Here is a 25,854-nt window from a genome sequence, read left to right as displayed (position 1 = left end):
TTCGTTATATATCCGCTTTCGTATCCTGAACGAACAACGAAGCGATCTCTTTAGCATAGATTTCGCCGATCCTGAAACGCATGATTTCCTGCTTTGCCGAAAGTTCGACGCCGACTTCAAAGGGCTTTGTGATAAGAACGAATTTATTGATCCGCTCGAACATCTTAAATCCGTTTTTCGAATTGATGAGGCCGTTGATTTCTCCCGCGTACAGCGTTTGTACGTATTCGGAAGCGAGCAGATTTTCGTACGTATCGTATTGGATGCCGTTTTCCGCAGCATAACCTTTCACTTCGTCTTCGTCGACGAGGATGAGCGCGCCGAGGTAGCGTTCGTCCTGCCCGACGACGACCGCCGCTTTGATAAAGCGCGACTCCTGCAGCTTTTGTTCGATCGGAAGCGGTTCGATATTTTCGCCGCCGCGGAGTACGATCGTATCTTTCATGCGGCCTTTTAAAACGATTTCGTCGTGAATGGAAAGGATGCCGATATCACCCGTGTCGAACCAGCCGTCGACGGTCATCACTTTTGCCGTCAAATCGGGCCTCTTGTAGTAGCCCTTCATCACCGTGCCGCCCCTTACCTGCACGACTCCCTGTTTGCAGCGGCCGAGCACGTAGCCGTCCTGATCGACGATGCGCACTTTTACGCCGCGGATGGGAGAGCCGACGTTGCCGAATACGGGATCGGCTATCGGCCGCACGGAGATGACGGGCGCGGTTTCCGTTAAGCCGTAGCCTTCGACGACCTTTACACCGATCGCCCAAAAGAATTCGTCGATATTGCGCGGATAGGCGCCGCCGCCCGAAACGCCCGCACGGAAATTTTTACCGAGCATCGATTTGATTTTTCGAAACACGAGCGCTTCTCCGAGCAATTTGGGCGGATAGAGCAAAAGCCACGGGATGACGAGCAGCGCCCACAGTGCACCGATATAGTCCGGTCCGAAGCGCACGTTTTTTCGAAAGAGGAGCCTGTCGATCCGCGAATGCAAAATCGCGACGCCGACAAAAAATCGGAACAGCATATAAACGAAGCCGCCCGTTTTGCGCATCTTACGGTTGATGCCGTCATAGATCGCTTCGTACACGCGCGGAACGGCGGGCATAAGATGAGGATTGACCTTTTGAAAATCGGCGAGAAGGATGCTTCCGACCGGCTTCGAATAGCAGAGAGCCGCTCCTTGGATCATGATGACGTATTCGCACAGGCGCTGGAACACGTGCCACACCGGAAGCACGCACAACGCGCGGTCGCCCGGATTCAAATAGATGCGTTCCTGCAGTTCGTCGAGCTGAGTCAAAAAATTGCCGTGTGAAAGTTCGACACCCTTGGGCATACCCGTCGTACCCGACGTAAAGATGATGCATGCCGTATCGTTCCACTCTCCCTTTTCGAGTTCGGCTTCGATCTCCGCCCTGTGTTCGATATTGTATTTTTTCCCTTCGTTCAATAAATTATTAAAAAACAATAAATCGATTTTCGCTTTTTTTACGTCGGCTTTTATGTCGTCTGCGACGTCTTCAAAAGAAATGAGCGTTTTCAGATGCGGCAGTTCGCTCTTTACGGAAACGATTTTTTTTACCTGCGCAGCGTTTTCCGCAATGACGACGGCGCATTCCGTAAACGACAAAATCTGCTGCAAGTCGATAAGCGTCGCATCGCATCCGCGCGGAACATCTACGGCGCCGAGCGCCATGATCCCCATGTCGGCCTGTTCCCATTCTTTGCGGTTATCGGAGATGAGACCGATCGCTTCGCCGCGCACGACGCCGAGCTGCTTTAAGGCGGCGGCAAAATCGAGAGATGTTTCATACAGTTCCCGGTACGATACCGGCTCGAATACGCCTTCGGCGTTTTTCGAATATTGCGCCGCGATTTCGGGAAAGTCGGCGGCGGTTTTTTTCAGCATTTTCGGGAGCGTTTGTTCCATAATGGGAAGTATAACGGTAAAAAACGAAATGCGTCAATCTGAACGGTGAGCATCTGAACGGCGTGTAACGGACGCTGCGCACTTGCCGACAATCATACAACCGTACGGAGAATCGATCCGTGAACGGTAGAGCATAGAAAACGCCCCTACGTTCCCAAGTGCGGAAGCAGTTCTTCGTAATAAAATCGATCATCTATTTTTTTGCCGTCGGCGGTGTGACCGAGTTTCCGATCGGCGCGGATTCTTTCACCGTGAAAATCGCTTCCTGCCGTAACAAACATGCCGTGCTCGCGTGCAAGCGATTCGAGGCGTTTGCAGTCATGCCCGCTCGCCCCCGGATGATAGGCTTCAAGCCCTTCGACGCCGCGGCCGTGTATGTCCTCCAAAATCGTATCGAGATGTCCCCACGACACGTAAAGCGACAGCGGATGCGCGATGACCGGCACTCCTCCCGAATCGACGATCGCCTGTATCGCTTCGTCGAGATTTACGCCTGAACGCTCGACATAAAAAGGCTTGCCTTTTCCGAGATATTTTTCAAACGCTTCCCGATTATCCTTTACGATTTTTTTGTACTTGAGGTATTCTGCAAAGTGCGGTCTGCCTATGGAGCTGTCCGGAAAAAGCGAACAAAGCTCATCGTACGACGCATCGATGTCCGCTTCACGCATTTCAGCGATTATCCGAAGATTCCGTTCGGTACGCTTTTTTTGCAAAAAATCGACCAGCTCTCTCAAGGACGGCGAAATATGCGTAAAACCGAGTCCGAGCAAGTGAAATTCGCCGGTCGGCCATTCCACGAAAATCTCGATACCCCGTATAAAGGTAATATGCCGCTTTTCGGCTTCGGCGGCAGCTTCCGGAAGCCCCGCTATCGTATCGTGATCCGTCAGCGCAAGGACGGAAATACCGCTTTCACAAGCCTTTTCGACAAGCTCGGCAGGGCGGTATTGACCGTCGGATGCGTTGGAGTGAATATGTAAATCAATCATCCTAAAGAGCATAGCATAAATAGACGATTTATGATATAATAGTGTAATGTACCAGGGGATCTTGTATGCCTAAAGCGATGCAATATACAAAAGGATCGATCGTTTACTTTGAAGGGGATAAAGACGAGCGAATTTTTATCCTGCAAAAAGGTATTCTCGTCCTTACGACGACAGATGTGGAAACTCATCAGCCTGTTACCGAGCAGGTAAAAAACGGCGAGTTTTTCGGCGTCAAATCCGCACTCGGTCGTTTCCCTCGAGAAGAGACGGCAACCGCGCTTACCGACTGCGTTACGATCGCCCTGACTATTCAAGAATTCGAACAGATATTCAGCAGCAACAAACAGATCATCATGAAAATGCTGCGCGTCTTTTCGAACCAGCTGCGCCTCATACACAAAAAAACCGAAGCGATTCTTAACAATGTTCCGGAAGACCAGCAGACAGGTATGATCGCGGTCGCAAAAAGTTTTTACAACGACGAAGAGTATCTTTCGTGCTGCGATATCTGCGTCAAATTTTTATCGCTCTATCCGAACACCGCAAAAAAAGACGAAGTCGCAAAATTATACGCCGATGCAAAACTGCGCAACACGAAGATAAAAGAAAAAACAAAAAGTACCGATGCGCCCGAAGAAGACGAAGAAGCTTCCGGCGCTCTGAAACAATTTGCGCTTCCCGCTTTCAAGCGTTTTGCAAAGCAGTATAAACCGGGCAACGTCATCATCAGCGAGTTCGAACCGGGCAACAGTTTTTACCTCATTCAGTCGGGGCGCGTGCAGCTCGTCAAATGCGTAAACGGCGCAAAGAAAAATCTCGATATCATGAAGCCCGGAGAATTTTTCGGAGAAATGGCCATCCTCGACAATTCCCCGCGTTCGGCAACCTGCGTCGCGATCGGCAACGTCGAATGTCTCGAATTCAACAAAGAAAATTTCGAACTGCTCATCATGGGCAATCCGCAAATCGCGATCATCTTATTAAAACTTTTTTGCAAGCGCATCTACGACCAACGGCGCCGCCTGCGCACGCTCGCGATCAAAGACGTGCAGGCCCGTATCGCAGACGTATTCCTCATGTTCGACGAAATGAATCCTTCGGCAAACGTGAACGACCGGCAGCGGAAGTTCAACGTGTCGGCAGGCGACGTTGCTCATTGGGCGGGACTGTCACCGGAAGCGACGCGCGATGAAATCAACAAATTCGTCGAAAAGCGGAAAATCGAAGTGTACGATAACTACATCATCGTAGACAATATCGCCGATATGAAGCGCATCGTCGATACGCGAAGCGGTCTTTCGGAACAAAAATAATTAATAAATTGAAAAAGGGGCTGTCCCGGAAGTTGTAAAAAACTTCACAAAGGACAACCCTTTTTATTTACGGATCCTGATCTTACTTACCGCAAGCTTTTTTATGTTCGTTACCGCGCGTCCGCGACAACCGTATCGCCTGCGAGTTTACCGAACACAACGACTTCCGTGATCGCATTACCGCCGACTCTGTTGCCGCCGTGGATACCGCCCACGACTTCTCCTGCTGCATACAAACCGGGGATTGCTTTTCCGTTCGTGCCGATGACTCGGCAGTTCGTATCGATCGTAACGCCGCCCATCGTGTGGTGAATACACGCTTGTCTCGGAGTTGCGACCCAAGGCCCCTTTGTGAACTGCACCGAGTAGATCGTTCTGCCAAACTCTTTGTCCAGGCCTGTCACCACGTCCGCGTTGAACGTGTCAACCGTTGCCTGAAGCGTTGCTGCATCCATACCGAGCTTTCCCGCGAGGCCTGCAAGGGTATCGTCCCAAATCATATAGCCGTTATCGGTAAGGTAGTCAAAAGTAAAGCCGTCAGCGCTCCTCCAGTTCGGGTCATGAATATCCTTATATCCGGTACCGTCGGCAGACTCGAGCATGTAATACATTCTATCGGTTTGAGCAAGGATCGCAAGACAGATTTCATCGCGCCTCCCTCCTTCGTTCACAAAACGCTTGCCTTCTTTGTTGATAAAGATCATCTGGTCAAGTTCGCGCGCGGCGCGCGGCGGCCACTTCGTAAGTTGCCCGTCCTTAGTGTTGCCGAGAAAGAGAAGTTGAATCTGCTCCATATCGCGAAGCCCGGCGCCTGCGTCTGTCGCCATTATGATGCCGTCTCCTTGTGAGCACGAAAAGCGATTCGTCGTCCCTGTCTGTGAGAGATCGGGCCATTTGCCGGTCGTGTTGTACCGCTGCACCATTTGTGAATTCGCGCCGAAACCTCCGGTCGCGAGGATAACGCCGTCCTTTGCCGAAAGGGTAAATTGATTGCCGTTTCTGTCGGCGCACACGACGCCGGTAACTCTGTCGCCGTCTTTCACGAGCGATTTACCCGTCGTCTCAACCATGATGGTGACGTTGTTCATTTTGGCAAGATTTTGTACGTAAGTGGAGATAAAGCCCGTGCCCATCAACATGGTACTCTCGTGCGTTCTTTGCCAAAGTCCGCCTGCAGCTTGTAAAATTACATCGTTGAAGCCCATGCCCAAAGCTTTTATCCATACAAGACCATCGTAGGCATTATCCGCAAGTTCTTTGACAAGATTGAGGTCAGCAACTTTGTCACCGCCGTTCCATGTCTGGAGCGCGAACCACTCTTTCGAATCGAAGAGGTCGGTTCTGCCGCTCGCTTTGTACGCGTTCCACTGTGAGCGCACCTGCGCTTGGAGCGCGGCGTGTTCGCCGCTTTTCGGAGCTTCGGCGAGAGCCGCTTCGATCGTGCGTTTTACAGGTTCGGACATAACGACTCGACGCTGCATAGCATCAGCGGGTGCGTTGTAACTGGCGCCGCATACGAGCGTATCGCCTCCGACTTCGCCGTTCTTTTCCACGATGATGACCGATTTATTCTGCTGACCCGTCGCGATAGCCGCCGCAAGTCCCGCACCGCCGCCGCCGACAACGACGACATCGGCGCTCGCATTCGAAGGAGCGGGTGCCGCTTCCGGCTTCGCATTCCAATCGGCGGGATCCGCTTTCGCTTCTTTCAGACAGTTCGATACCGCCGCTTTGATTGCAGCCGACGTGATCGTCGCACCGGTTACAACATCGACGTTGACCGACTGATGCTTTACGATTTCGGCGGGGATCAATTCGGTAGGAGCCATTCCTCCGGCCGTCAAAACCGTGCCGTTCGCATCCATCAAGGGGCTGCCGATTCCCGGCGTTTCCGAGTTTTTCGTGACCCGTACATCTGCGATCTTTTTGTTTGCAATCGTAACGGATACTTCGATCGCATCGTTCATACCCTGTACGGACGAAGTGTAGGTTCCGTTTTTGATCGATTTACCGCTACAGGAAATAAGGCTCGCAACGGCAAACGCGATCAACGAGGATAAAAGGATTGTTCTCTTTTGCATTATCCATACCTCCAAATAATAAGTAATCAAGCGTCATTTTATGTACCGTCTTCTTTATTTATAGTATGGCCTCAAAGATCGTTTGTCAAGAAAAATTCGGATATTCTCCGTAAATTTATTAAAAATTTGCGCTTAGTTTTTTACAATTTTATTTATTTTTTTACGTCGACATTCACATTATTAATTAATTATACGTTTTATACGCTCCGGATTTTTCCGCAGCGTATTTTTATTCGGCATATTTTTGCCTCGGCCGATGAAAAAATCGATTTTCCGACAGCTTACGCGCGGCATGCAATACGTCTCCCTTTATCCGCTTGCGCATAGCGCAAGCCTGCCGCGCGTATTTTCTGTTTTACACCGCCTGAAGCGCGCGGTCGACATCGGCGATGATGTCTTCGACGCTTTCAAGTCCGCAGCTGAATCTCACCAAACCGCCGTCGATTCCCGCCGCCGCAAGCTGTTCGTCCGTGAGCTGCCGGTGCGTCGAAGAAGCGGGATGGAGTACGCAGGTACGGATGTCGGCAACGTGGACTTCATCGGTTGCAAGCGAAAGAGAATCCATAAAGCGCACCGCAGCCGCTCGGCCGCCTTTGATGCTGAGCGCGATGACGCCGCTCGCCCCTTCGGGCAAATACTTTTTTGCCAGCGCATGATTCGCATCTTCCGCGAGCGCGGGGTACGTTACCGATGCGATCTTATCGCTTTTTTTGAAATGCTCGGCGAGCGCGAGCGCATTTTTGCAATATTGCCTCATCCGAAGCGGCAACGTTTCAAGCCCCAAATTCAGCAAAAAGGCCGAATGCGCCGAAGGATAGCAGCCGAAATCGCGCATGAGCTGCGTCCGCGCTTTGACGATATACGCCGCTTTTCCGAATTCTTTCGTATAAGTGAGTCCGTGATAACTCGGATCGGGTTCGCAAAAATCCGCAAAAAAACCGCTCACTTTGTACGCCGCTTCCCAATCGAAATTGCCGCCGTCTACGATGACACCGCCGCACTGAACTGCATGTCCGTCCATATATTTTGTCGTCGAATGAACGACGATGTCCGCTCCCCATTCGAGCGGGCGGCACAGTATCGGCGTCGCAAAAGTATTGTCGATGATGAGCGGTACGTTTCGCGCATGAGCGGCTTTCGCCCAGGTTTCGAAATCGAATACCGCAAGCGAAGGATTTGCAAGCGTTTCTCCGAACACCGCTTTCGTATTCGGTTTGAACGCTTTGAGAATCGTATCGTAATCGGCAGCGGCGGGAACTTGGATGCATTCAATGCCGAGCTTTTTGAGCGTAAAGCAAAAGAGATTTGTCGAACCGCCGTAAATCGCCGAACTTGCGATAAAGCTGTCGCCCGCCGAGCACAGGTTCAGAATCGAAAGGAGGGAAGCCGCCTGTCCGCTCGACGTCAGCATAGCCCCGACGCCGCCTTCAAGATCCGCGATCTTTTTTTCAACGGCATCGCAGGTCGGATTCGCCATCCGGGAATATATATATTCCGTCGGCTTGTCGAAGAGCGCGGCGATGTGATCGCACGAATCGAATTTATACGTCGTACTCTGTACGATCGGCATAACGCAGGGCTCTCCGTTTTTCGGTTCATAACCCGAATGCAGACATTTCGTTTCGATATTCATAATTTGCTCCCGTGAAAATAATATAAAAAAACGTACGTCCGCGCGGTACGCGATCAAATCGATTGCATGCCGACGGCAGCACACGCATTTTAAAAATACAGGCGCACTCCGCCGGAAACGATCGCACCGAACTCCGTCGGATAGTCGCTCGAATCCGAAACGTGATAATCGTGTTTTTTATCGTCATTCGGAGTTCCGTCGATCACGGTAAAATAGCTGTAGACAAAGCCGACGTCGCCGTATACCGTCAGCGGCACTTTAAATTTGCGAAGCGAATATTCCCCGCCGATTTTTACGATGTGAAACCACTGGTACGCGCCGTCGTGCAAAAAATATTTGCGCATACTTTCGCGCTCACCGGGATCGAGCTCCGAATACAGGGAGCCGCCGCGCACCGCCTGACTGCCGTACTCCGCACCGTGCCTGATAAATTGATACTCTATATGCGCTTTGAGCACGGAAAGCGGCGAAGCTTCGACGCGGACATTCAGTTCGTCCGAATTCGGCGGAAGATAATAGCCGATGTTTTCGCCTGCGGTCATATAGGCTTCCGAAATATAGTGCGAATACCACGGCGTGTAGTTGATGGCGTGGTGCGTGTAGCAGTAGGGTTCGATCTTCGTGTATCGGCATGCGACCGTCATAAACGGCAGCAGCGGCACATTCGCTTTTACGCCGACCTGCGTCGCGTACATATCGCGCGTCGCGTGGATAAAATCGCCGAGCAAACCGGTCGAACGGCTCAAGCCGTTGAATTCGTCGAGGAAGAGCGACGCCCACACTTTGCCGATTTTCGGATACGTAAACGCGATATTTCCGAACAGCGCGATATTGTCCAAGTCGCCGATATTGTTTTGGTAAAAGACTTTATCCATGAGCGGATACAGGTAACCCAATTCGAAACGCTTCGGCCAGATGACCGTCGTGCCGAAGTCTGCGTGCACGTATTTGAAATTGCATTCGATCATCGCGATCGAATAGGCGTTTTGAAAAATCGATTCGGTATCATATTTCGTATGATGCGCCTTACTCTTGTAGATGTCGCCGACGATATATTTACTGTTCGGAAATTCGAGGATGCCGGTAAGCGTCGAAAGCGAAAACCATTTGAACGGCGAAAGTTCTGCTTCAAAAGCGAGAAAGGGATGCGCATAATTGCTGAACACGAGGCTTGAGCCTTTGTCCATCGCCGCCCATTCGCGGTAGATGCGTCCGAAGCGCAAAAAAATTTTATCGTCGAGAAAAGCCGCCGCCATCTCCGAATTGATCCCGAAACCGAGGGCGCCGTCGTCGCACCAGCCTTCAAGACCGCTTGCCGAAAGATTGGCGATCTTATACATGGAGCCGTCCCATGTTTTATGATGCGAAAACGGAAAAAACGCTTTATTCGTATACGTGTTGATATCTCGCGGGTTGGTACCGTCCTTGTCTTCCGTATACCACCACTTTCCGATGCTGTACGATTGGCGATTTTGCAGCACGGCGCGCGACGCATCTCCGAACAAACTGAAATCGTAGGAAAGATGCTCTCCGAAATCGCCGCGGAGCGAAACGGTCGGACGGATCGTAAAGCCCCACTGATCGTCGTTCTTATCGGTATAGATGCCGCCGGAAGCGAATACGTCCGCTTTAAATGTAACATCGACCGTCGTCCGAATCTTTCCCTTTCCTTCATAATAATACGCACCGCGCATATTGTCCCTGCCGGGCTTCCGCTTAAACGATTCGAGCGTATCGTAGAGGATTTCCTTTTCCGTTTTCGTCAGGAGCGGAGAATCGGCTGCATCGGAAGCTGCGATGATTTCATTGATCGCGTTTATGACCGTCTTTTCCGAATAGGGTTTTACTTTCGGAAGCGGACGGCACAAGCCGCGCAGTTCCGCCTGTGCGATGATCGCATAGATCGGATGTTCAACGGGAATGGCCGCATAGGTCTGCGCGAAAAGCGTCGTTTCCGAAGCCGCAAACAATACGGCACAAAAGGCAATACACAACAATCGCTTCATAAAAACCCCTATAAAACTCAATCGCACATCTCGCCGATGACGATTTCATCGATTTTTTTTACCATGCCGCCGATGCCGTCAGAAACGAGAGCGGCGATAAACGGGCGCGCTATGATGACTTGCGACGCTCCGTAAAAAAGCGCGGTCTGTATATCATGACGCGTTCTGACGCCTCCGTCAACCCAAAGCGAACCGCAGTATTTTTTCAATTCCGCCCCGTACGCGGCCAGAAATTCCGCCGTGCTCCCTTCACGCGTATCGATACGGCCGCCGTGATTCGAAATAAACGCGATGTCGGGCTTTACGGCTTTTACGAGCTCGATGTCTTCTTTACAAAAAATTCCTTTTATCGCGTACGGCACGCCGACTCTCTTTCTGATTTCCGCGATCTGCTCGGGCGTTTTCTTTTCCAAATGCACGAGATCCCGCATCGTTGCGATATTGTACGAATCGATATCGTTTCCGATAATGTCCGCGACGTCTTCGGCTGCCGCAATGCGCTCAAAAAGTTTTTCGTTCGGATAAGGTTTTAAAAATACGGCCGCTTTCAACTCAGGTTCGATTTTTTGCAATTTCCGCACCGCATCGAGCCCGTAGTGCAGCTTATAATCGGGGTACCCGTCCCCGACGCACACGGCGATCCCCGCATTTCTCGCTCCGGAAAAATACGGCAGATAAAAATATTCCTCTTTTTCAAAGCCGATATTCTGCACGGCACCGGTAACCGGACCTGCGCGCACGGCGGAAGCGTCGACCGGTGTCGATAAAATCGCGCCGAGCGTTCCGTCCGCCGCCGCCTGTCGGCGGAGTTTTTTCCAACCTTCGAAATTAAGTTTGAAATTTTTATTATTATTAACGCCGCCCATACCGGGCATCTGTCCGATGCAGCCCCTTCCGTCACACACGGCGCACACGGCACATTTGAATTCAAATCGACTTGCCACAATACCCACCTGTTCCGGCATTATATACGAAACGGCCGAAGTTTTCCACTAAAACGGAGCGAAAAATCTGCCGATACTTTAGAACGAATAACGATACGCCGCGATCTTTCACTGCCTCGCCGTATCGCAAAAGTGAAGGAGGCTGCCTTTTGCTGCGGCTTCCCGCACACGGTTTACGGGAGTATCGATGGAACGTTTGAATAAGCCGAAATACGCTGCCGGTATGCTTTTGCTGCTGCTTGCAGCTTTTTTTTCCGTTTCGCTCATGCTGCAACCTTTCGATTTTATCGCATATGATGCAGGTTTCGGCACCGTTTTGTTTTTGCTCGGCGCCATGCTCTTTTCGGTATACGGATTTTCAAGCGTACTCGTTCCCGTTTTTTTATTTTGTGCGGCGATGGCGTGCTTTTCGGGAAAATGGACAAGGCGTAAAACGATGCGGCTTTTGACAGCCGTCGTTCCGTTTTTTACCGCCGTGATTACCGAAAATATCTGCAAATCGATCGCGGAGTTCAGTTCCGATTTTACCGGCATAAAGATCGGCGTTACGATTGCGCTCGGTGCCGTGCTCATCATCATAGAATGGCTCGGGGCGGGCATCATTGCGGATAAAATCGCGGACGCGGCAAGGGGCGCCGGTTTCAAAAAAATCCCGCAAAAGAAAATACCGTCGGAAAGGGATATCGACGGGCGCGATGATTTCCACGATGTAAACGATACCGGCGCGGCAAAGGGTGCGGCAGGTAGCGAAGTTGTCGCAAGGGAAGCCGCAGCAAGCGAAACTCTTCATGCAAACGAAACTGCCCGCGAAGACGACGCGTATACGGCAGGCCGAGAGATCAATAAACTCGCCGAAGAGACCGCCGGCGCAGACAATACCGCCCGGACAAACGACGGACACGAGCGCATGAGCCGGGATCTCGCCTCTCCGTTTGAAAGCATCTTCGACGAAGATGAAGATAAAAAAGCCGCCGACGCGGCATCGGTCATTTCGGAAGCGGAATTCACCGCGCTCACCGCACGAGACGAGGCGCCGCTCGACGACATCGAAGAGATCGCATGGTCGGATACGTTTCCGGGAAACGATTCCGGCGCTCGGCAAGCGGATGATGGAGACGACGCATTTTCAGAAACGGGCGACGTACCCTTTTGGGAAAGAGAAAATGCAGAGCGTACAAAAAAAATCGACGCGCCGACGGACTTGAAAGCAACGGAGATCCCGCCGACAGAAGATGCCGAAGAAATGAGTGAAAACCGTTCCGATGATTTTCTCGATGCGGAAACGAAAGCGACGGACATTGCGCCGACAGATGTTGAAGATGTGCCGGAAGAAATGGAGGAGTCGGAAAACCGCTTGGATGATTTTTCCGATTCCGAAGCGAAAAACCTTTCCGACGATTTTTCCGATTCGGAAACGGCATTGCATTCCGCATACGATTCCGCACAGACGGAAGAAAGCGGCGCTTCCCTCGATCCCGATTTTTTCGACATCGATATGAATGCGGAAAGCGACGAAGAGACTGACAATGCCCTCGAACGGGAAATGCCCCGTAATCTTGCAGGCAGCGTGTTCAGCGATATGGATGAAGACGTGCGCAAAAACGTATCGCATTTTAACGATGCGCTTACCGTCGATACTCCGGTTATTCAAGACGCGGTCGTCGTGTCGGCGGTAGAACCGAAAAATACAAAAAAAGAGCTCGAAGACTTTTTCAGCAGCGACAACAATGCTGAAAAATCGCCTCCGCCGAAGCCGGAACCGGTAAAAAAGCCGAAGCCGAAAGGACCGTATAAAGTTCCTGCGGATTTATTAACGGAATATAAAAACGATCAATATTGGATCATCGACGACGAAACGAAAGCCGCGTCCTCAGAGCTCAAAGAAACGCTCAACGAATTCAATATCGAAGCTGATATCATCGGCATAAAAAAAGGACCGGTCGTCACGATGTTCGAATTGCTTCCGGCGCCGGGTGTCAAGCTGAGCAAGATCGCGGCCTTACAGGACAACATCGCGCTGCGCCTTGCGGCAAGCAGCGTCCGCATCGTAGCTCCTATTCCGGGGAAAAAAGCGGTCGGCATCGAAATACCGAACAAAGAACGCAGCATCGTCAGCTTTCGCGAAATCATCGAAAAGGATATGAGCGAATATAAAAAGATGGCGGTACCCGTCATCCTCGGAAAGGACATTCTCGGAAAGCCGCAGATCATCGACCTCGTTAAAACTCCGCACCTTTTGATTGCGGGAGCTACAGGTTCCGGAAAATCGGTGTGCGTCAACAGCATGATCCTCTCGATTTTATACAAGCGGTCGCCGCAGGAAGTAAAGCTCATTTTGATCGATCCGAAAATCGTCGAACTGAAACTCTACAACGACATTCCGCACTTGCTCGTTCCGGTCATCACCGAATCGAAAAAAGCGTTTCAAGCGCTGCAGTGGGCGCTGTGCGAAATGGAGCGGCGCTATGCGCTTTTGGACGGCATGGGCTGCCGCGATGTGGCGAGCTACAACAAAAAGATCGAAGAAAAACACATCGCAACGGAAAAGATTCCGTACATCGTGCTAATCATCGACGAGTTTGCGGACTTGATGGCGACGACGGGCAAAGAACTCGAATCGACGGTCGCCCGGCTTGCGGCGATGAGCCGCGCGATCGGCATCCACTTGGTACTCGCGACGCAGCGTCCTTCGATCGACGTCATCACCGGATTGATAAAGGCGAACATCCCTGCGCGCATCGCATTTATGGTCGCGTCGAAGATGGACAGCCGCATCATCATCGATCAAGTCGGAGCGGAAAAATTATTGGGCAGAGGCGATATGCTCTATTCGAGCGCCGTCAACCCGTTTCCCGTGCGCATTCAAGGGACCTTCGTAAGCGATCAGGAAGTCGAAGACGTCGTTGAACACGTAAAAAAATACGGAGAACCTGAATACATCGATGAAGAGATTTTCGTGCCGGATGACGAAGAAGGCGCGGAACCGAGTTTATTCGACGGCGAAGACCCGCTGTACAACCAAGCGCTTGACATCGTCGTACAGTCGGGAAAAGCGTCCGCGTCATACATCCAGCGCAGGCTTAAAATCGGCTACAACCGCGCGGCGCGCCTCGTCGAAGAGATGGAAGCTCGGGGCATTGTGGGGCCTGCGAACGGCAGCAAACCGCGCGAAATCATTCACGTACCGTAATACGCAATCCTTCCGCCGCGTTTTTATTTTTTTGTGATGACGACGGAATTGTCAGCGTTGGAATACGGGGCGGGAATGTATTTGTCCGCCTGCCAATCGTTTTCCCAGCGCTGCCCGTCGATGAGATAGCGGAATTGATATTCCCTGTCCGCTTCAAGATCCAGCTTGACGGAAAACGATCCGTCTTTATTTTTTTTCAACGGCGTTTCGGTACTGCTCCAGCTGTTAAAATCGCCGGCGATATTGATCGTCTTCGCGACACCCGCCGCATCGGGGAGCACGATAAACGTGACCGTACATTTTTTTCCGTCTTTCGAAAATGATTTTTTTAACGCCATGGAAACACCTCCACATCTGTATACTTTTATAATGGCCGCCGCACGACTGTTGTCAATCCGCCGCAAATAGTATACTATACTTTCATTAATAAGTAAATAAATATTTAGGAGTTCTGCGATGAACGATAAACGCTACCTCTTTACGTCCGAATCGGTAAGTGAAGGACATCCCGATAAAATTTGCGACCGCATTTCCGATGCCGTACTCGACGCCTGCCTCGCCAAAGATGCGGAAAGCCATGTCGCATGCGAAACTTTTACAACAACGGGCATGGTACTCGTCGGCGGCGAAATTACAACAGAAGCATCGCTCGACATCGAGCGGATCGCGCGCGATGCGGTAGAAAAAATCGGCTACACCGATGCCGCCTACGGTCTCGACTGCAACTCTATGGCCGTTCTCAACGTCATCCACAAACAATCACCCGATATCAATCAGGGCGTCGTCGGCAAGGGACTCAAAGAATACACCGGCCGGCAGGGAGCGGGCGACCAGGGGATGATGTTCGGCTTTGCGTGCAGCGAAACGCCCGAACTCATGCCGGCTCCCGTCACGTATGCGCACAAACTGCTTTTAAAAGCGGCCGAAGTCCGCAAAGACAGGACGATCTCCTGGCTGCGCCCCGACGCGAAAAGCCAAGTGACGATCGAATACGAAGGACACGTTCCTCTGCGGATCGATACCGTCGTCGTCTCTCATCAGCACGATCCCTCCGTCGAATACGGCGAAATCAAAGAGACGATAATCGAGCGGATCGTAAAACCCGTACTCGATGCGACGGGTCTGCTCGACAAAGATACGAAATATTTTATCAATCCGACGGGGCGTTTCGTCACCGGCGGCCCGCAGGGAGATTCGGGGCTGACCGGACGCAAAATCATCGTAGACACATACGGCGGCATGGGGCGACACGGAGGCGGCGCGTTCAGCGGCAAAGACCCGTCGAAAGTCGACCGGTCGGCAGCTTATATGGCGCGCTATATCGCAAAAAACATCGTCGCCGCAGGTCTCGCCGACAGAGCGGAAATCGAACTCGCGTATGCGATCGGCGTTCCCTTTCCCGTGTCGATTATGGTCGAAACTTTCGGCACGGAAAAAGCGCCGGTCGAAAAAATTACGAAAGCCGTAAAAGAAATCTTCGACTGTACACCTGCAGGCATCGTCAAAACGCTCGATCTCAAACGCCCGATCTACGAATCGACGGCGTCGTACGGTCATTTCGGACGCAGCGAATTTGCCTGGGAAAAAATCGATAAAGCGGATGCTCTGAAACGCGCTGCGACATAATCTCATGACACTGCTGACAGAGCGGGAGATATGCACGGTATTCGACCGTTTTAAAAAGCAAAACCCCGATCCGAAATCGGAACTCCGATGGAAAAACGCGTATACGCTGCTCGTGTCGGTCGTGCTTTCCGCTCAGGCGACCGACAAAAGCGTCAACGCCGCAACCGAAGCGCTCTACAAAATTGCCGACACGCCGGAAAAAATCATCGCGCTCGGACAAAAAAAACTCGAAACTTACATTAAGTCGATCGGACTCTACCATACGAAAGCAGCGCACATCATCGCTCTCAGCAAAATCCTCATCAACGATTTCGACGGAAAAGTGCCTTCGACGCGCGAAGAGCTTATGAAGCTTCCCGGCGTCGGCAGAAAGACGGCGAACGTCGTGCTCAATGTCGTCTTCGACAAACCGACGATGCCCGTCGACACGCACTTGCTGCGCATCTGCCCGAAAATAGGACTCGCCGAAGGCACAACTCCGCTTGCCGTCGAAGAGAGCCTCGTTTCCCGTATTCCCAAGCGATATATGCGTCACGCGCACCACTGGCTCATCCTGCACGGACGCTACGTGTGTACCGCGCGAAACCCGAAATGCGATACCTGTCTCCTAAACGACATCTGCAAACACAATGACGTTTCAAATAATTAATAATCGGCAAGAGGTTGAAAATGGACGAATCGACAAGCGCCGTAACGATCGGCGTACAGCAGGCGCAGGAACAGCTTTCCAAACACACGGAAACGCTCTTTTCGTGGATAAAATCGTTTTTTACGTGGACGAATCTCTTTCGCGCTGCGGGAGCGCTCTTCGTCATCGGCATCATTTGGTTTTTGTATAAGCTCGCCTTCCATGCGCTCAATCGCGTAAGCGAACAAAAGATAAACAAAGAGAACAATCTCGCCCTGCATAAATTATTAAAATACGTCTTTTACTCGGTGATCGTCATGTACATACTCAGCTGCTTCGGCATAAAGCTCACCGCTCTGCTCGGAGCTGCCGGTATTGCGGGGCTTGCCGTCGGTTTTGCGGCGCAGACGACCGTCAGCAACGTTATCAGCGGACTTTTCGTCATAACCGAAGGCGTCGTCAAAGTCGGCGACCTTATCGTCGTCAGCGGAGTTACCGGAAACGTCGATTCGATCGATTTGCTTTCGACGAAAGTGCATACGCTCGACAATCAGCTCGTGCGCATTCCGAATTCGTTAATCATCAATACGACCTTTCAAAACAATTCGTACTATTCGACGCGGCGTATAACATTTGCGTTCGGTCTAAAATACGGCACCGATATCCGCTCTGCGCTCGACGTGCTTTTAAAAGCGCCCGATCTGTGCGAAACGGTTATCAAAAAGCCTGCGCCAGTCGCGTGGGTGGACGGGTTCGGCGACAGCAATATAAATATGACCGTCGCAGTGTGGTGCAAGAGTTCCGATTTTCTAAAAACGAAAAACGATATGTTCATCGCGCTGATGCGCGTTATGAACGAAAACGGTCTCGTCATGTCGTACAACTGCGTCGAAATCCTGGCACACGACGATTCGATCCCTGTCCCGCCGCCTGTGAAAAAATCCGGCGCGCGGCGAAACTAGCGCTTTTTACGGCAAGCACGACATATCGAGTTTGTCGAAGCCTGCGAGCAGGTTTTTTGCGATCTTAATAATTTTTTCCGCATCGCCCTTGCGTTCTCCTTCGATGTTGAGCGGCATGACCGGATCGTGGAGACTCAATCGGAGAAGCATCCAACCCCGCGCGTCTTCTCCTTTAAACGAAACGCGGATCCCTTCGTAAGATTCCGGGAGTTCGTAACAAGCAGCTTCGGCGCGCTTTTTAAATTCGGCGAGTACGGTTTTGCCGTAGGTTTTAAAATCGTCCGTGCCGATTTTAAAGCGGTATTCGCACTCTTCAACGAGCGGCGGAAGACGCGCGATGAGGCTGTCTATCGTTTTTCCTTCCGCTTTCGCTTTTGCGAGCGCGATGATGAGCTTTACCGCGAGAAAAGCGCCGTCGTCGAGATAGTAATTGTCTTTGAGCGCGCCGTGTCCCGACGTTTCCATCGCAAGCGGCGAAACGATGCCCTTTGCGTTGAGCTCTTTGCATTTGTTGATGACGTTTTTGTAGCCGCGCATATAGCGCAGATGGCGCAAGCCGAGCACCTTTTCCAAAAAATACGTAAGCCTGTCCGACGTTACCGAATCGGTGACGATCGTTCCGCCCGGATACGAAGGCGCTAAAATCGCGGCAATCATCGCGATAATCGCATCGCGGTTCACTTCTGCTCCCGTGTGCAGCACGGCGGACATACGGTCGACGTCGGTGTCGAAAATCAATCCCAAATCGGCGCCCGCTTCGACGGTCGCGCTTCGGGCGGCTTCCATCGCAGCTTTATTTTCGGGATTCGGGATGTGGTTCGGAAACATGCCGTCCGCTTCCAAAAAGCGGCTGCCTGCAGTATCGGCTCCGAGCGGCTGCAAAATCGATGAAACGAAAAAGCCCGCGCATCCGTTTCCCGCATCGACTGCGATCCGTAAACCTGCAAGCGGTTTGTCGCTTTCGGATTTTGCAAGCTCCGCGCAGATAGTTTTCCGCAAGTGCGCGGCATACAGCGACAGCAGATCGAAAGAGGCAAACGGCGAATCGGAAAAAGCTTCATCGAGGGACGACGCGCTTTTCAATATCGATTCGATATCGTCGTGTTCGAGGCCTCCGTCACGGTCGAAAAATTTTGCGCCGTTTCTGTTGTACGGAAGATGGCTTGCCGTCATCATCACAGCTCCGTCGTATTTCGTTTCGGGAAATACGGTCGACATAAACATAGCAGGAGTCGTCGAAAGGCCGCAGTCGACCACGCGAGCGCCTTGAAAGGCCATGCCTTTTGCAAGGGCGGCTGAAAGAGACTGGCCTGAAATGCGTGAGTCGCGCCCGATCCCGATCGTGAGTGCGGAAAGGGGTTTATCGATTTTTTTTGAAAGCCACAGCGCAAACGCCTGCCCGATGCGGCTGCACGCCGCTTCCGTAAAGTTGACGCTTTCGCCTTCGACGCCGCTTACGGCTATGCCGCGGATATCGCTGCCGTTTTGCAATCTCATCATATCACAGTCTGCCATACGACCACTATACAATAAAATAAAAAATTATATAAGGCGAATGTCCGTATTCGAATTCGAAATCGTACCGTTGACAGCAAAACACAATATCACTACCATCGTATGCAACAAAATCACAAGCGACGGCGTATGGAATTCCTGCGCCGCGCAATCGTTTTTCAGAAGGAAAATATTATGAAACGAATCATCACCGTACAGGATATTTCATGCGTCGGAAAGTGCTCGCTCACCGTAGCGCTTCCCGTCATTTCCGCAATGGGAGTCGAAGCCGCCATCCTGCCGACGGCAGTGCTTTCGACGCACACCGCATTCAAAGGCTTTACGTTCCGCGATCTCACGGAAGACATCACGCCGATATGCGATCATTGGAAAAAGGAAAAAATTTCGTTCGACGCGATCTACACCGGCTACCTCGGCTCTTTCGAACAGCTCGATTTGATGAAAAAGATGTTCGCCGACTTCGGCGGAAAAGACGTGCTCGTCTTCGTGGATCCGTGCATGGCCGACAACGGAAAACTTTATCCGGGCTTTACGCAGGAGTTCGCATTCGCGATGGCAAAGCTCGCAGGCCTCGCCGACGTCATCGCACCGAATATGACCGAAGCATCGTTTATGCTCGGCGTTCCGTACAAAGCTGCGGGCTCATACGATGAAGCGTACATCAAAGACATACTCAAAAAACTCGCAGCCCTCGGTGCAAAGCGCATCGTTTTGAAAGGCGTTGAGTTCGCTTCCGAACCCGGAAAGATCGGCATCATGTCCTACGATTCGGCAAGCGGCGCTTATACGAGTTACTTTCACGAAAAATGCGCGACGAGTTTTCACGGTACCGGAGACATCTTCGCAAGCGTCTGTGTCGGCGCTCTCATGCGCGGTCTTTCGCTCGAACAATCCTATGCGCTCGCTGCGGACTTCGTCGTCGAATCGATTAAAGCGACCGTTTCACACAAAGATTACAACTGGTACGGCGTCGATTTCGAAAGCGCTATCCCTTACCTCGTAAAGCGGCTCGGAGCGTAACCGATGCGTTTACTGTTTATCCGGCACGGCGACCCGAATTACGATTTGGACATATTGACCGAAAAGGGAAAGCGCGAAGCCACTCTGCTTGCAAGCCGCGTTTCAAAATGGCAGGTTACCGATTTTTTCGCCTCGCCCTTGGGACGCGCACAGGAGACGGCTCGAATCGCAATGAAGGACACCGGACGCAAAGCCGAAACCTGCGATTGGCTGCAGGAATTTCATTATAAAGTGCGCGATCCCGAAACGGGTAAAAACAAAATCGCGTGGGACTGGCTTCCGTCTTTTTATACCGACCCCGCAAACAAAGCGCTCCTCGAGGCCGACAAGTGGATGCATACTCCCGTTATGGAATCGGGCAATATCGCACAGCGCTTCGAAGAAGTGTGCGCAGGATTTGACGGCATCCTCGCGCGCTACGGCTTCATGCGCGAAGGCGGCACCTACCGGACGGACGGCACGCACTGCCAAAAAGGCGTATTCAACGATTCGATCGCACCCGTTAAACAATCCTACGACGACCGAACGCTCGTCTTTTTTTGCCACTTGGGCGTCATGTTCGCGATCATCGGTCACCTCGTAAAAATATCGCCCGTACAGTTGTGGCAGGGCTTTTACGTCGCGCCGACATCGGTGACCGTCCTCGCATCCGAAGAGCGTGTTCCCGGCACCGCATTTTTCCGCGTACAGACTTTCGGCGACACGAATCACTTGCACGACGGAAATGAAGCACCTTCGGCTGCAGGATATTTTACCGACGTGTTTTCCGATTAATAAAATTTTACAATTGTACAGCGCTCATACGCTGCGCGAACGTTTATTCACCGGCGCAGCAAAACGGCGCCGCCGCTCGCATCACGGAGCGCGTCGGAAAATTTTTGCAATTCGCCGCTTTCGATTTCCCCGCTTACGCTTACCGCCGATTCGAAGCGTTCTGCAACATCGAAAAGCCGGAATTCTTTCATAATGTACCGCAGCTTTTCATAGGCGGCATACGAAGCGGTAAACGAAAAGCGCGTTTTTTCGATAAGCTCCGCAAAGGCACCAAGCCTCTCGGCTTTTTCGATAACGGCCTTTGCCGCATCCGTGTACGCTTTAACAAGGCCGCCCGTACCGAGCAGTGTTCCGCCAAACCAGCGCGTGACGGTCAAAAGCGCATTCGTGCAGTTTTTCCCGCACAGCACATCGAGCACCGGACGAGCGGCCGTTCCCGAAGGTTCGCCGTCGTCGCTCATGCCGCGTATCTGTGCCGAAGGCCCGATGACGAAAGCGTGGACGACGTGAGAGGCGTCGGAGTATTTCGCTTTTTGAGATTTTAATAATTCGCGCGCTTCGCTCTGCGACGTACAGGGCAAAAGTTCGGCAATAAAGCGCGAATGCTTTACGAGCGTTTCAGAAACCGCATAGCCTGTAAGCTCATCCAAAAAACTTTTCTCCGCTCAGGCTTCTTTCGGAGGCTCGACATCGATCGATTCGACTTCTTTCGGAGCTGCGCGCGTACCCTGTGCTTTCAATCCCTTTATAGGGAAAGCGGACGCTTTAAAACTTTCGTCGAGTTTTTTTAAGCGCGCTTTTTTCGCGTAGTGCAGCGTAAACGTAAAATTTTTCCGCGTATCGACGTGGAGCACTTCTTTGCCGTCGGGCGCAAAAAAATAATCGCGGTTCATGATATAGCCTTCGACACGGCATCGTTTAACAAAAACGTATTTCGTTTCGGGGTCGCGGTAGATGACCGTAAAGAGCACTTTCGAAAGACTTTCTTTGTCCGCAAGCCCGCACCAAAACATACCCGGCCCGACGAACACTTTTTGCGGAGAATCGGTTACGCTGAATATGCCGCTCCGCCGGACAAAGAGCACCCTGTCGTAGGGCGTAATTTTAAGCACTTCGACGCCGCCCGAAACGCCCGTTCCGAGATAGCCCGACGTGCCGTCGTATTTGAGCGGGATGTCGCGCTTGACGATTTCTTTGACGTCGACTTTTTCGATGTCGGCGATCGTCGTAAGGCGCTGCGTCTTTTCCGCGTCGAGCTTTGCAAGCAAGCCGTCCAGCCAACTTATCGCATAAGCGGCAAGATGTTTTAAAAGCTTGTCGATTTCTTTGATGCGGTTTTTCGCAGCTTCCACTTCCTGACGGTTTTTGTTGATATCGTAAAGCGAAATGCGGCGGATCGGAATCTTCAGCAAGTGATCGACATCGTCGTCGGTTATGGGACGCAGAAGTTCTTTTTTAAACGGCACAAAACCTTTTTTTACCGCATCGACGACTGCCTCTTGCGTTTTCATCTGTTCGATATTTTTATAGATGCGCTCTTCGATAAAGATGCGCTCAAGCGTCCGCAAATGCAGCTTTTCGAATTGTTCGGCACGCTCGACGGTGAGTTCGTCTTTCAGCACGCCGACGAGCTGCTTTGCGTGAAATTTAATAACGTCGGTTACGGTAATCTGCACCGGCATATTGTTGCGGATGACGAGCAGATTGCAGTATATCGTCTGTTCGCATTCGGTGTATGCATAGAGCGCATCGACGATATCGGCGGCATACACGCCGCGCGGAAGTTTTATTTCGATGTTGACGCTTTCGGCCGTGTAATCGTTGATCGAAGCGATGCGCACTTTATTGTTTTTTGCGGCTTTTTCGATCGAATCCATGAGCGACTCGGTCGTCGAACCGAAGGGCAGCTCGGTGATCGTAATCTTTTTTTCGTCGCTTAAATCCATCTTCGCTCTCGTAACGATTTTGCCCAAGCCGTCCTGATAGTCCGACACGTCGATGAGACCGCCCGTTTGAAAGTCGGGATAGAGCGTAAACTTTTCGTCGCGCAGACATTTTTTTTCGGCTTCGATGACTTCGCGGATATTGTGAGGAAGGATTTTCGTACTCATGCCGACGGCGATCCCTTCCGCGCCCAAAATCAGTACAAGAGGCAGCTTTGCGCGGAACATAACGGGCTCTTTATTGCGCCCGTCGTAGCTCGGAACGTAATCGGTGATCTTCGGATTGTAGAGGATATCGCGTGCAATGGGGCGCAGACGGCATTCGATGTAACGCGCGGCGGATGCCGAATCCCCGGTGTAGAGGTTTCCGAAGTTTCCCTGCCGATCGACGAGCAAATCCTTATTGGCAAGAACGACGAGCGCCGAATAAATGGATGCATCCCCGTGCGGATGATATTTCATACACTGACCGACGACGTTTGCGACTTTGTGAAATTTGCCGTCGTCCGCTTCGAGGAGCGTGTGGAGGATCCTCCGCTGTACCGGCTTCAGTCCGTCGACGAGTTCGGGGATCGCACGGTCGCGGATAACGTAGCTTGCATATTGAATGAAATTGCTGTCGAAAAGATTTTTCACGTATGCCATATCGTTTCAGTATACAGCAAATGCGGACTTCTGTCTTGCAACACGATACGGAATGAGCCATTTCGTATGTAAATAAATCCATATAAGATAAAGAAATACGAGTAGTAGAAAAAAAATTTTCTCCCACCATAAAATGAAAAGCTGTGATAAAATTCTAATAAACAGCAAAGAAAGGGGGAAAAGGAGGGCGTTTTTCCCAAAAGAATCAAATAGCTGAGAAAAACGCCCCCAAAAAACACTATGGCAATTATAGCACAAAAAGCACTGTTCGGGTGGGAACAGTACGGAAATTTTGACGGATTGCGTCGACTGAAAATCCTGTTGCCGGTACTAAAAGATGAACCGTTTATGAAAGTCCTGGAAGAAGAGCGTGGGCATGGACGGGATGATTATCCGGTGAGGGCAGTCTGGAATTCAATTATTGCAGGAATTGTGTTCGAACATGAAACGATAGCAAGCCTGCGTCGTGAACTAAAACGGAACCCTGCCCTGTGCGACATCTGCGGCTTTGAAGTACTCAAAGGAGAAGGGTGCATACCGAAAGCGGGAGTCTACAGCCGCTTCATTGAGAATATCTTGAAACAGGTGGATGTGCTGAAAGAACTGTTTATACATCTGAGGGAAGAATGCTAGGCGGTTTTGCCGGATTTCGGAAAGTACCTTGGGATAGACGGAAAAGCGATTCGAAGCTTTGCAAGAGGAAAATCTGACAAACACACAAAGGATGGAAGTAATGACCGCAGGGGTGACAGCGATGCCAACTGGGGAAATCACAGCCACTACAATAAACTGAAAGCAATCGTAAAAACCTGGTTCGGCTATACCGTTCCTTAAAAAACGACATGCGAGGAAATTTCAATTTCCGAGAATGCCGTTTTCGTGCGCTTTTTGCGCACTGTTGATAAACGAGTTTTCGAAGAAAACTCGAAGTTAAAAGATGCCGCGCTTATTTAGCGGCGGCTTTTAAACCTTCATCTGATTGCCGACACACAGTATGAACTGCCGGTATGGTTTGAGGTGACGAAGGCATCAGAAAGCGAAATAGTAAAAGCGCACGAAATGATTGATACAATCGGGCAAGATACGCCTGAAATCCTTACGAGATGCGAGTATTTTACCGGCGACAGGGGGTATGATGACACCGGATTGATTAAGAAGTTTGAAGAACACGAAATAGCTGCGGTAATTGACATACGGAACTGCTGGCAAACGCCGCCGAAAACGACACGAGCGCTTGAGGCAGATATGCGCATCACACATACGTTCGACGGAAAGGTGTTCTGTTCCTGCGGGCATGATGGAAAGGAAAAGAAGATGGTGTGCCGCGGATATGAAAAGGGCAGGAAAGCAATTAAATACGGCTGTCCTGCAAAATATTACGGGATAACCTGTGGGTACAGCAACAGCTGTTCAATTCCGAAGGAAATCAGGATTCCTCTTGCAACGGACAGGATGATTTTTACAGCGGTACCTCGTGACAGTCTCAAATGGAAAAAGATGTATGCTATGAGGAGCGCTTTGGAACGAGTAAACAGTCGTCTGGATACTATGTTCGGCTTTGAAAGGCATACTATCCGTGGTCAGAAGAAAATGACATTCAGAATAACGCTTGCGTATATCCTAATGATTGCCTTTGCATTAGCCATGTATAAAGCAAAGGAGAAAGATAAAATCAGGTCTTTTTTGTCTGCTACCGGATAAATATGCGACAAACGAAAAAGCTCATTATACCGCCGCGTTGCAATCCGCATAAAAACGGGTTATAATAATTACAGAGGACATCTTACGTCAGTCCGATTGCCTACGACGAGAGGGAGCCATGTACGCCGACGCCTGCACAACGTATATACCTGTAACGCAAAACTACGATCCGGTACTTGACAAAGCCGCCGAATTGTGGATCATCGTTCGTTCGTTCGTTCGTTCGTTCGTTCGTTCGTTCGTTCGTTCGTTCGTTCGTTCGTTCGTTCGTTCGTTCGTTCGTTCGTTCGCAGCGTAAACCCTACCCGCCCGTCCCCGAAACGCTTACATAATACGCTCTCCGCATACAGCATTTTCTCACCGCATACCGCACGCACGGGACAAAGTCTCCGTGCGTTTTTTATCTTCTCACCCAAAAGGAGTCATCTATGACAAAACGTAAAGACACGAAGGCAAAAGCTTTTACGTGCAGAGGAGCGGCGGCGCTCATCACGGCCGCACTGTTGACAGCGGCACTGCTGTTTACGGGCTGCCCGCAAAGTATCGAAAATAAGCCGAACATACCGAGCGGCCCCGATCCGAACTTGCGTATCGAAGGCGGCGTGCTTAAAGGGTATAATGAAACGCCTTCGGGCGCCCTCGTCATACCCGCAGGCGTTACCGAGATAGCGTCCAATGCGTTTTCGGGTTGTACGAGCTTAACGCAAGCGGACTTTTCACAGTGTACCACTCTTACAAAAATCGGCGAGTATGCTTTTTTCGGCTGTACGGGCTTAACAAGTTTGGCTTTGCCTGCAAGCCTTGAAACGTTGGGAAGCAATGCCTTTGAAAATTGTACGGAAATAACAGGCACGGTAGTTTTACCTGCAAATCTTAAGATAATCAACAGTTATGCGTTTGAAAACTGCAATAAAGTCGACGCTTTCGATTTTACACAGTGTACCCAGC

The 25,854-nt window shown here is 51.1% G+C and carries 19 protein-coding genes and 1 pseudogene; 10 read left to right on the top strand and 10 right to left on the bottom strand.

What is annotated here, in order from left to right; translation table 11 throughout:
* Positions 1–4: 4 nt before the first annotated feature.
* Both JSQ97_RS08685 and JSQ97_RS08680 read right to left on the bottom strand, forming a co-directional pair.
* Positions 5–1,933 (bottom strand): AMP-dependent synthetase/ligase, encoded by a 1,929-nt coding sequence (locus JSQ97_RS08685; RefSeq protein WP_205075690.1) that lies wholly within the window; start codon positions 1,931–1,933, stop codon positions 5–7.
* 146 nt (positions 1,934–2,079) lie between these two features.
* Positions 2,080–2,925 (bottom strand): PHP domain-containing protein, encoded by an 846-nt coding sequence (locus JSQ97_RS08680; RefSeq protein WP_205075689.1) that lies wholly within the window; start codon positions 2,923–2,925, stop codon positions 2,080–2,082.
* A gap of 65 nt (positions 2,926–2,990) precedes the next feature.
* On the opposite strand from JSQ97_RS08680, the gene JSQ97_RS08675 reads away from it, so the two are divergent.
* Positions 2,991–4,238 carry a Crp/Fnr family transcriptional regulator gene (locus tag JSQ97_RS08675; protein ID WP_205075688.1) on the top strand — a complete coding sequence of 416 codons (1,248 nt, stop codon included), beginning with the start codon at positions 2,991–2,993 and terminating at the stop codon, positions 4,236–4,238.
* A gap of 110 nt (positions 4,239–4,348) precedes the next feature.
* Here the strand turns inward: JSQ97_RS08675 and JSQ97_RS08670 are convergent, their stop codons facing one another.
* From JSQ97_RS08670 to JSQ97_RS08655, 4 genes are all read right to left on the bottom strand, one after another.
* Positions 4,349–6,319 (bottom strand): FAD-dependent oxidoreductase, encoded by a 1,971-nt coding sequence (locus JSQ97_RS08670; RefSeq protein ID WP_205075687.1) that lies wholly within the window; start codon positions 6,317–6,319, stop codon positions 4,349–4,351.
* Between the two features lie 355 nt (positions 6,320–6,674).
* Complete coding sequence (locus JSQ97_RS08665; RefSeq protein WP_205075686.1) at positions 6,675–7,952, bottom strand: O-acetylhomoserine aminocarboxypropyltransferase/cysteine synthase family protein; 1,278 nt, start codon at positions 7,950–7,952, stop codon at positions 6,675–6,677.
* An 89-nt stretch (positions 7,953–8,041) separates the two neighbouring features.
* Positions 8,042–9,958, bottom strand: coding sequence for a hypothetical protein (locus tag JSQ97_RS08660; protein WP_205075685.1), 1,917 nt, complete (start codon positions 9,956–9,958; stop codon positions 8,042–8,044).
* 17 nt (positions 9,959–9,975) lie between these two features.
* The gene (locus JSQ97_RS08655; protein ID WP_205075684.1) at positions 9,976–10,923 is read right to left on the bottom strand and encodes an alpha-hydroxy-acid oxidizing protein; all 948 of its coding nucleotides are present in this window, start codon (positions 10,921–10,923) and stop codon (positions 9,976–9,978) included.
* Between the two features lie 166 nt (positions 10,924–11,089).
* Here JSQ97_RS08655 and JSQ97_RS08650 point away from each other — a divergent pair, with 166 nt between their 5' ends.
* Entirely contained in the window at positions 11,090–14,092 is a 3,003-nt protein-coding gene (locus JSQ97_RS08650; protein ID WP_205075683.1) for a DNA translocase FtsK, read from the top strand.
* 23 nt (positions 14,093–14,115) lie between these two features.
* On the opposite strand, the gene JSQ97_RS08645 is transcribed toward JSQ97_RS08650, so the two are convergent.
* The gene (locus tag JSQ97_RS08645) at positions 14,116–14,430 is read right to left on the bottom strand and encodes an isoamylase early set domain-containing protein (RefSeq protein WP_205075682.1); all 315 of its coding nucleotides are present in this window, start codon (positions 14,428–14,430) and stop codon (positions 14,116–14,118) included.
* A 118-nt stretch (positions 14,431–14,548) separates the two neighbouring features.
* Here JSQ97_RS08645 and metK point away from each other — a divergent pair, with 118 nt between their 5' ends.
* The 3 genes from metK to JSQ97_RS08630 are packed head-to-tail and all read left to right on the top strand — an operon-like array spanning position 14,549 to position 17,308.
* Positions 14,549–15,718 (top strand): methionine adenosyltransferase, encoded by a 1,170-nt coding sequence (gene metK, locus JSQ97_RS08640; RefSeq protein WP_205075681.1) that lies wholly within the window; start codon positions 14,549–14,551, stop codon positions 15,716–15,718.
* Positions 15,719–15,722: 4 nt separating this feature from the next.
* Positions 15,723–16,367, top strand: a complete 645-nt coding sequence (gene nth, locus JSQ97_RS08635; protein ID WP_205075680.1) for an endonuclease III — start codon at positions 15,723–15,725, stop codon at positions 16,365–16,367.
* 20 nt (positions 16,368–16,387) lie between these two features.
* A complete protein-coding gene (locus JSQ97_RS08630) occupies positions 16,388–17,308 on the top strand; it encodes a mechanosensitive ion channel family protein (RefSeq protein WP_205075679.1) in 921 nt (306 codons plus the stop codon).
* Positions 17,309–17,314: 6 nt separating this feature from the next.
* Here the strand turns inward: JSQ97_RS08630 and JSQ97_RS08625 are convergent, their stop codons facing one another.
* Positions 17,315–18,823 carry a phosphohexomutase domain-containing protein gene (locus JSQ97_RS08625; RefSeq protein ID WP_205075678.1) on the bottom strand — a complete coding sequence of 503 codons (1,509 nt, stop codon included), beginning with the start codon at positions 18,821–18,823 and terminating at the stop codon, positions 17,315–17,317.
* Between the two features lie 174 nt (positions 18,824–18,997).
* Here JSQ97_RS08625 and JSQ97_RS08620 point away from each other — a divergent pair, with 174 nt between their 5' ends.
* Positions 18,998–19,843, top strand: coding sequence for a pyridoxamine kinase (locus JSQ97_RS08620; protein WP_205075677.1), 846 nt, complete (start codon positions 18,998–19,000; stop codon positions 19,841–19,843).
* A 3-nt stretch (positions 19,844–19,846) separates the two neighbouring features.
* Complete coding sequence (locus tag JSQ97_RS08615) at positions 19,847–20,617, top strand: histidine phosphatase family protein (protein WP_205075676.1); 771 nt, start codon at positions 19,847–19,849, stop codon at positions 20,615–20,617.
* A 47-nt stretch (positions 20,618–20,664) separates the two neighbouring features.
* Here JSQ97_RS08615 and JSQ97_RS08610 read toward each other — a convergent pair whose 3' ends face one another.
* Together JSQ97_RS08610 and JSQ97_RS08605 are read right to left on the bottom strand one after the other, a co-directional pair.
* Positions 20,665–21,267, bottom strand: a complete 603-nt coding sequence (locus JSQ97_RS08610; RefSeq protein WP_205075675.1) for an IMPACT family protein — start codon at positions 21,265–21,267, stop codon at positions 20,665–20,667.
* A gap of 15 nt (positions 21,268–21,282) precedes the next feature.
* A complete protein-coding gene (locus JSQ97_RS08605; protein WP_205075674.1) occupies positions 21,283–23,205 on the bottom strand; it encodes a DNA topoisomerase IV subunit A in 1,923 nt (640 codons plus the stop codon).
* Between the two features lie 240 nt (positions 23,206–23,445).
* On the opposite strand from JSQ97_RS08605, the gene JSQ97_RS08600 reads away from it, so the two are divergent.
* The 3 genes and pseudogenes from JSQ97_RS08600 to JSQ97_RS08590 form a co-directional block, all read left to right on the top strand.
* Positions 23,446–23,838, top strand: coding sequence for a transposase (locus tag JSQ97_RS08600; RefSeq protein WP_205075673.1), 393 nt, complete (start codon positions 23,446–23,448; stop codon positions 23,836–23,838).
* A gap of 339 nt (positions 23,839–24,177) precedes the next feature.
* Positions 24,178–24,906: pseudogene (locus tag JSQ97_RS08595) on the top strand (transposase); the annotation flags it as partial.
* A 428-nt stretch (positions 24,907–25,334) separates the two neighbouring features.
* Positions 25,335–25,854, top strand: a 520-nt coding sequence (locus JSQ97_RS08590) for a leucine-rich repeat domain-containing protein (RefSeq protein ID WP_205075709.1), incomplete at its 3' end; no start/stop codon positions are given.

The sequence above is a fragment of the Treponema sp. Marseille-Q4523 genome, assembly GCF_016901105.1.
Classification (GTDB): domain Bacteria; phylum Spirochaetota; class Spirochaetia; order Treponematales; family Treponemataceae; genus Treponema_D.
This window is presented reverse-complemented; position numbering and strand designations above follow the sequence as displayed.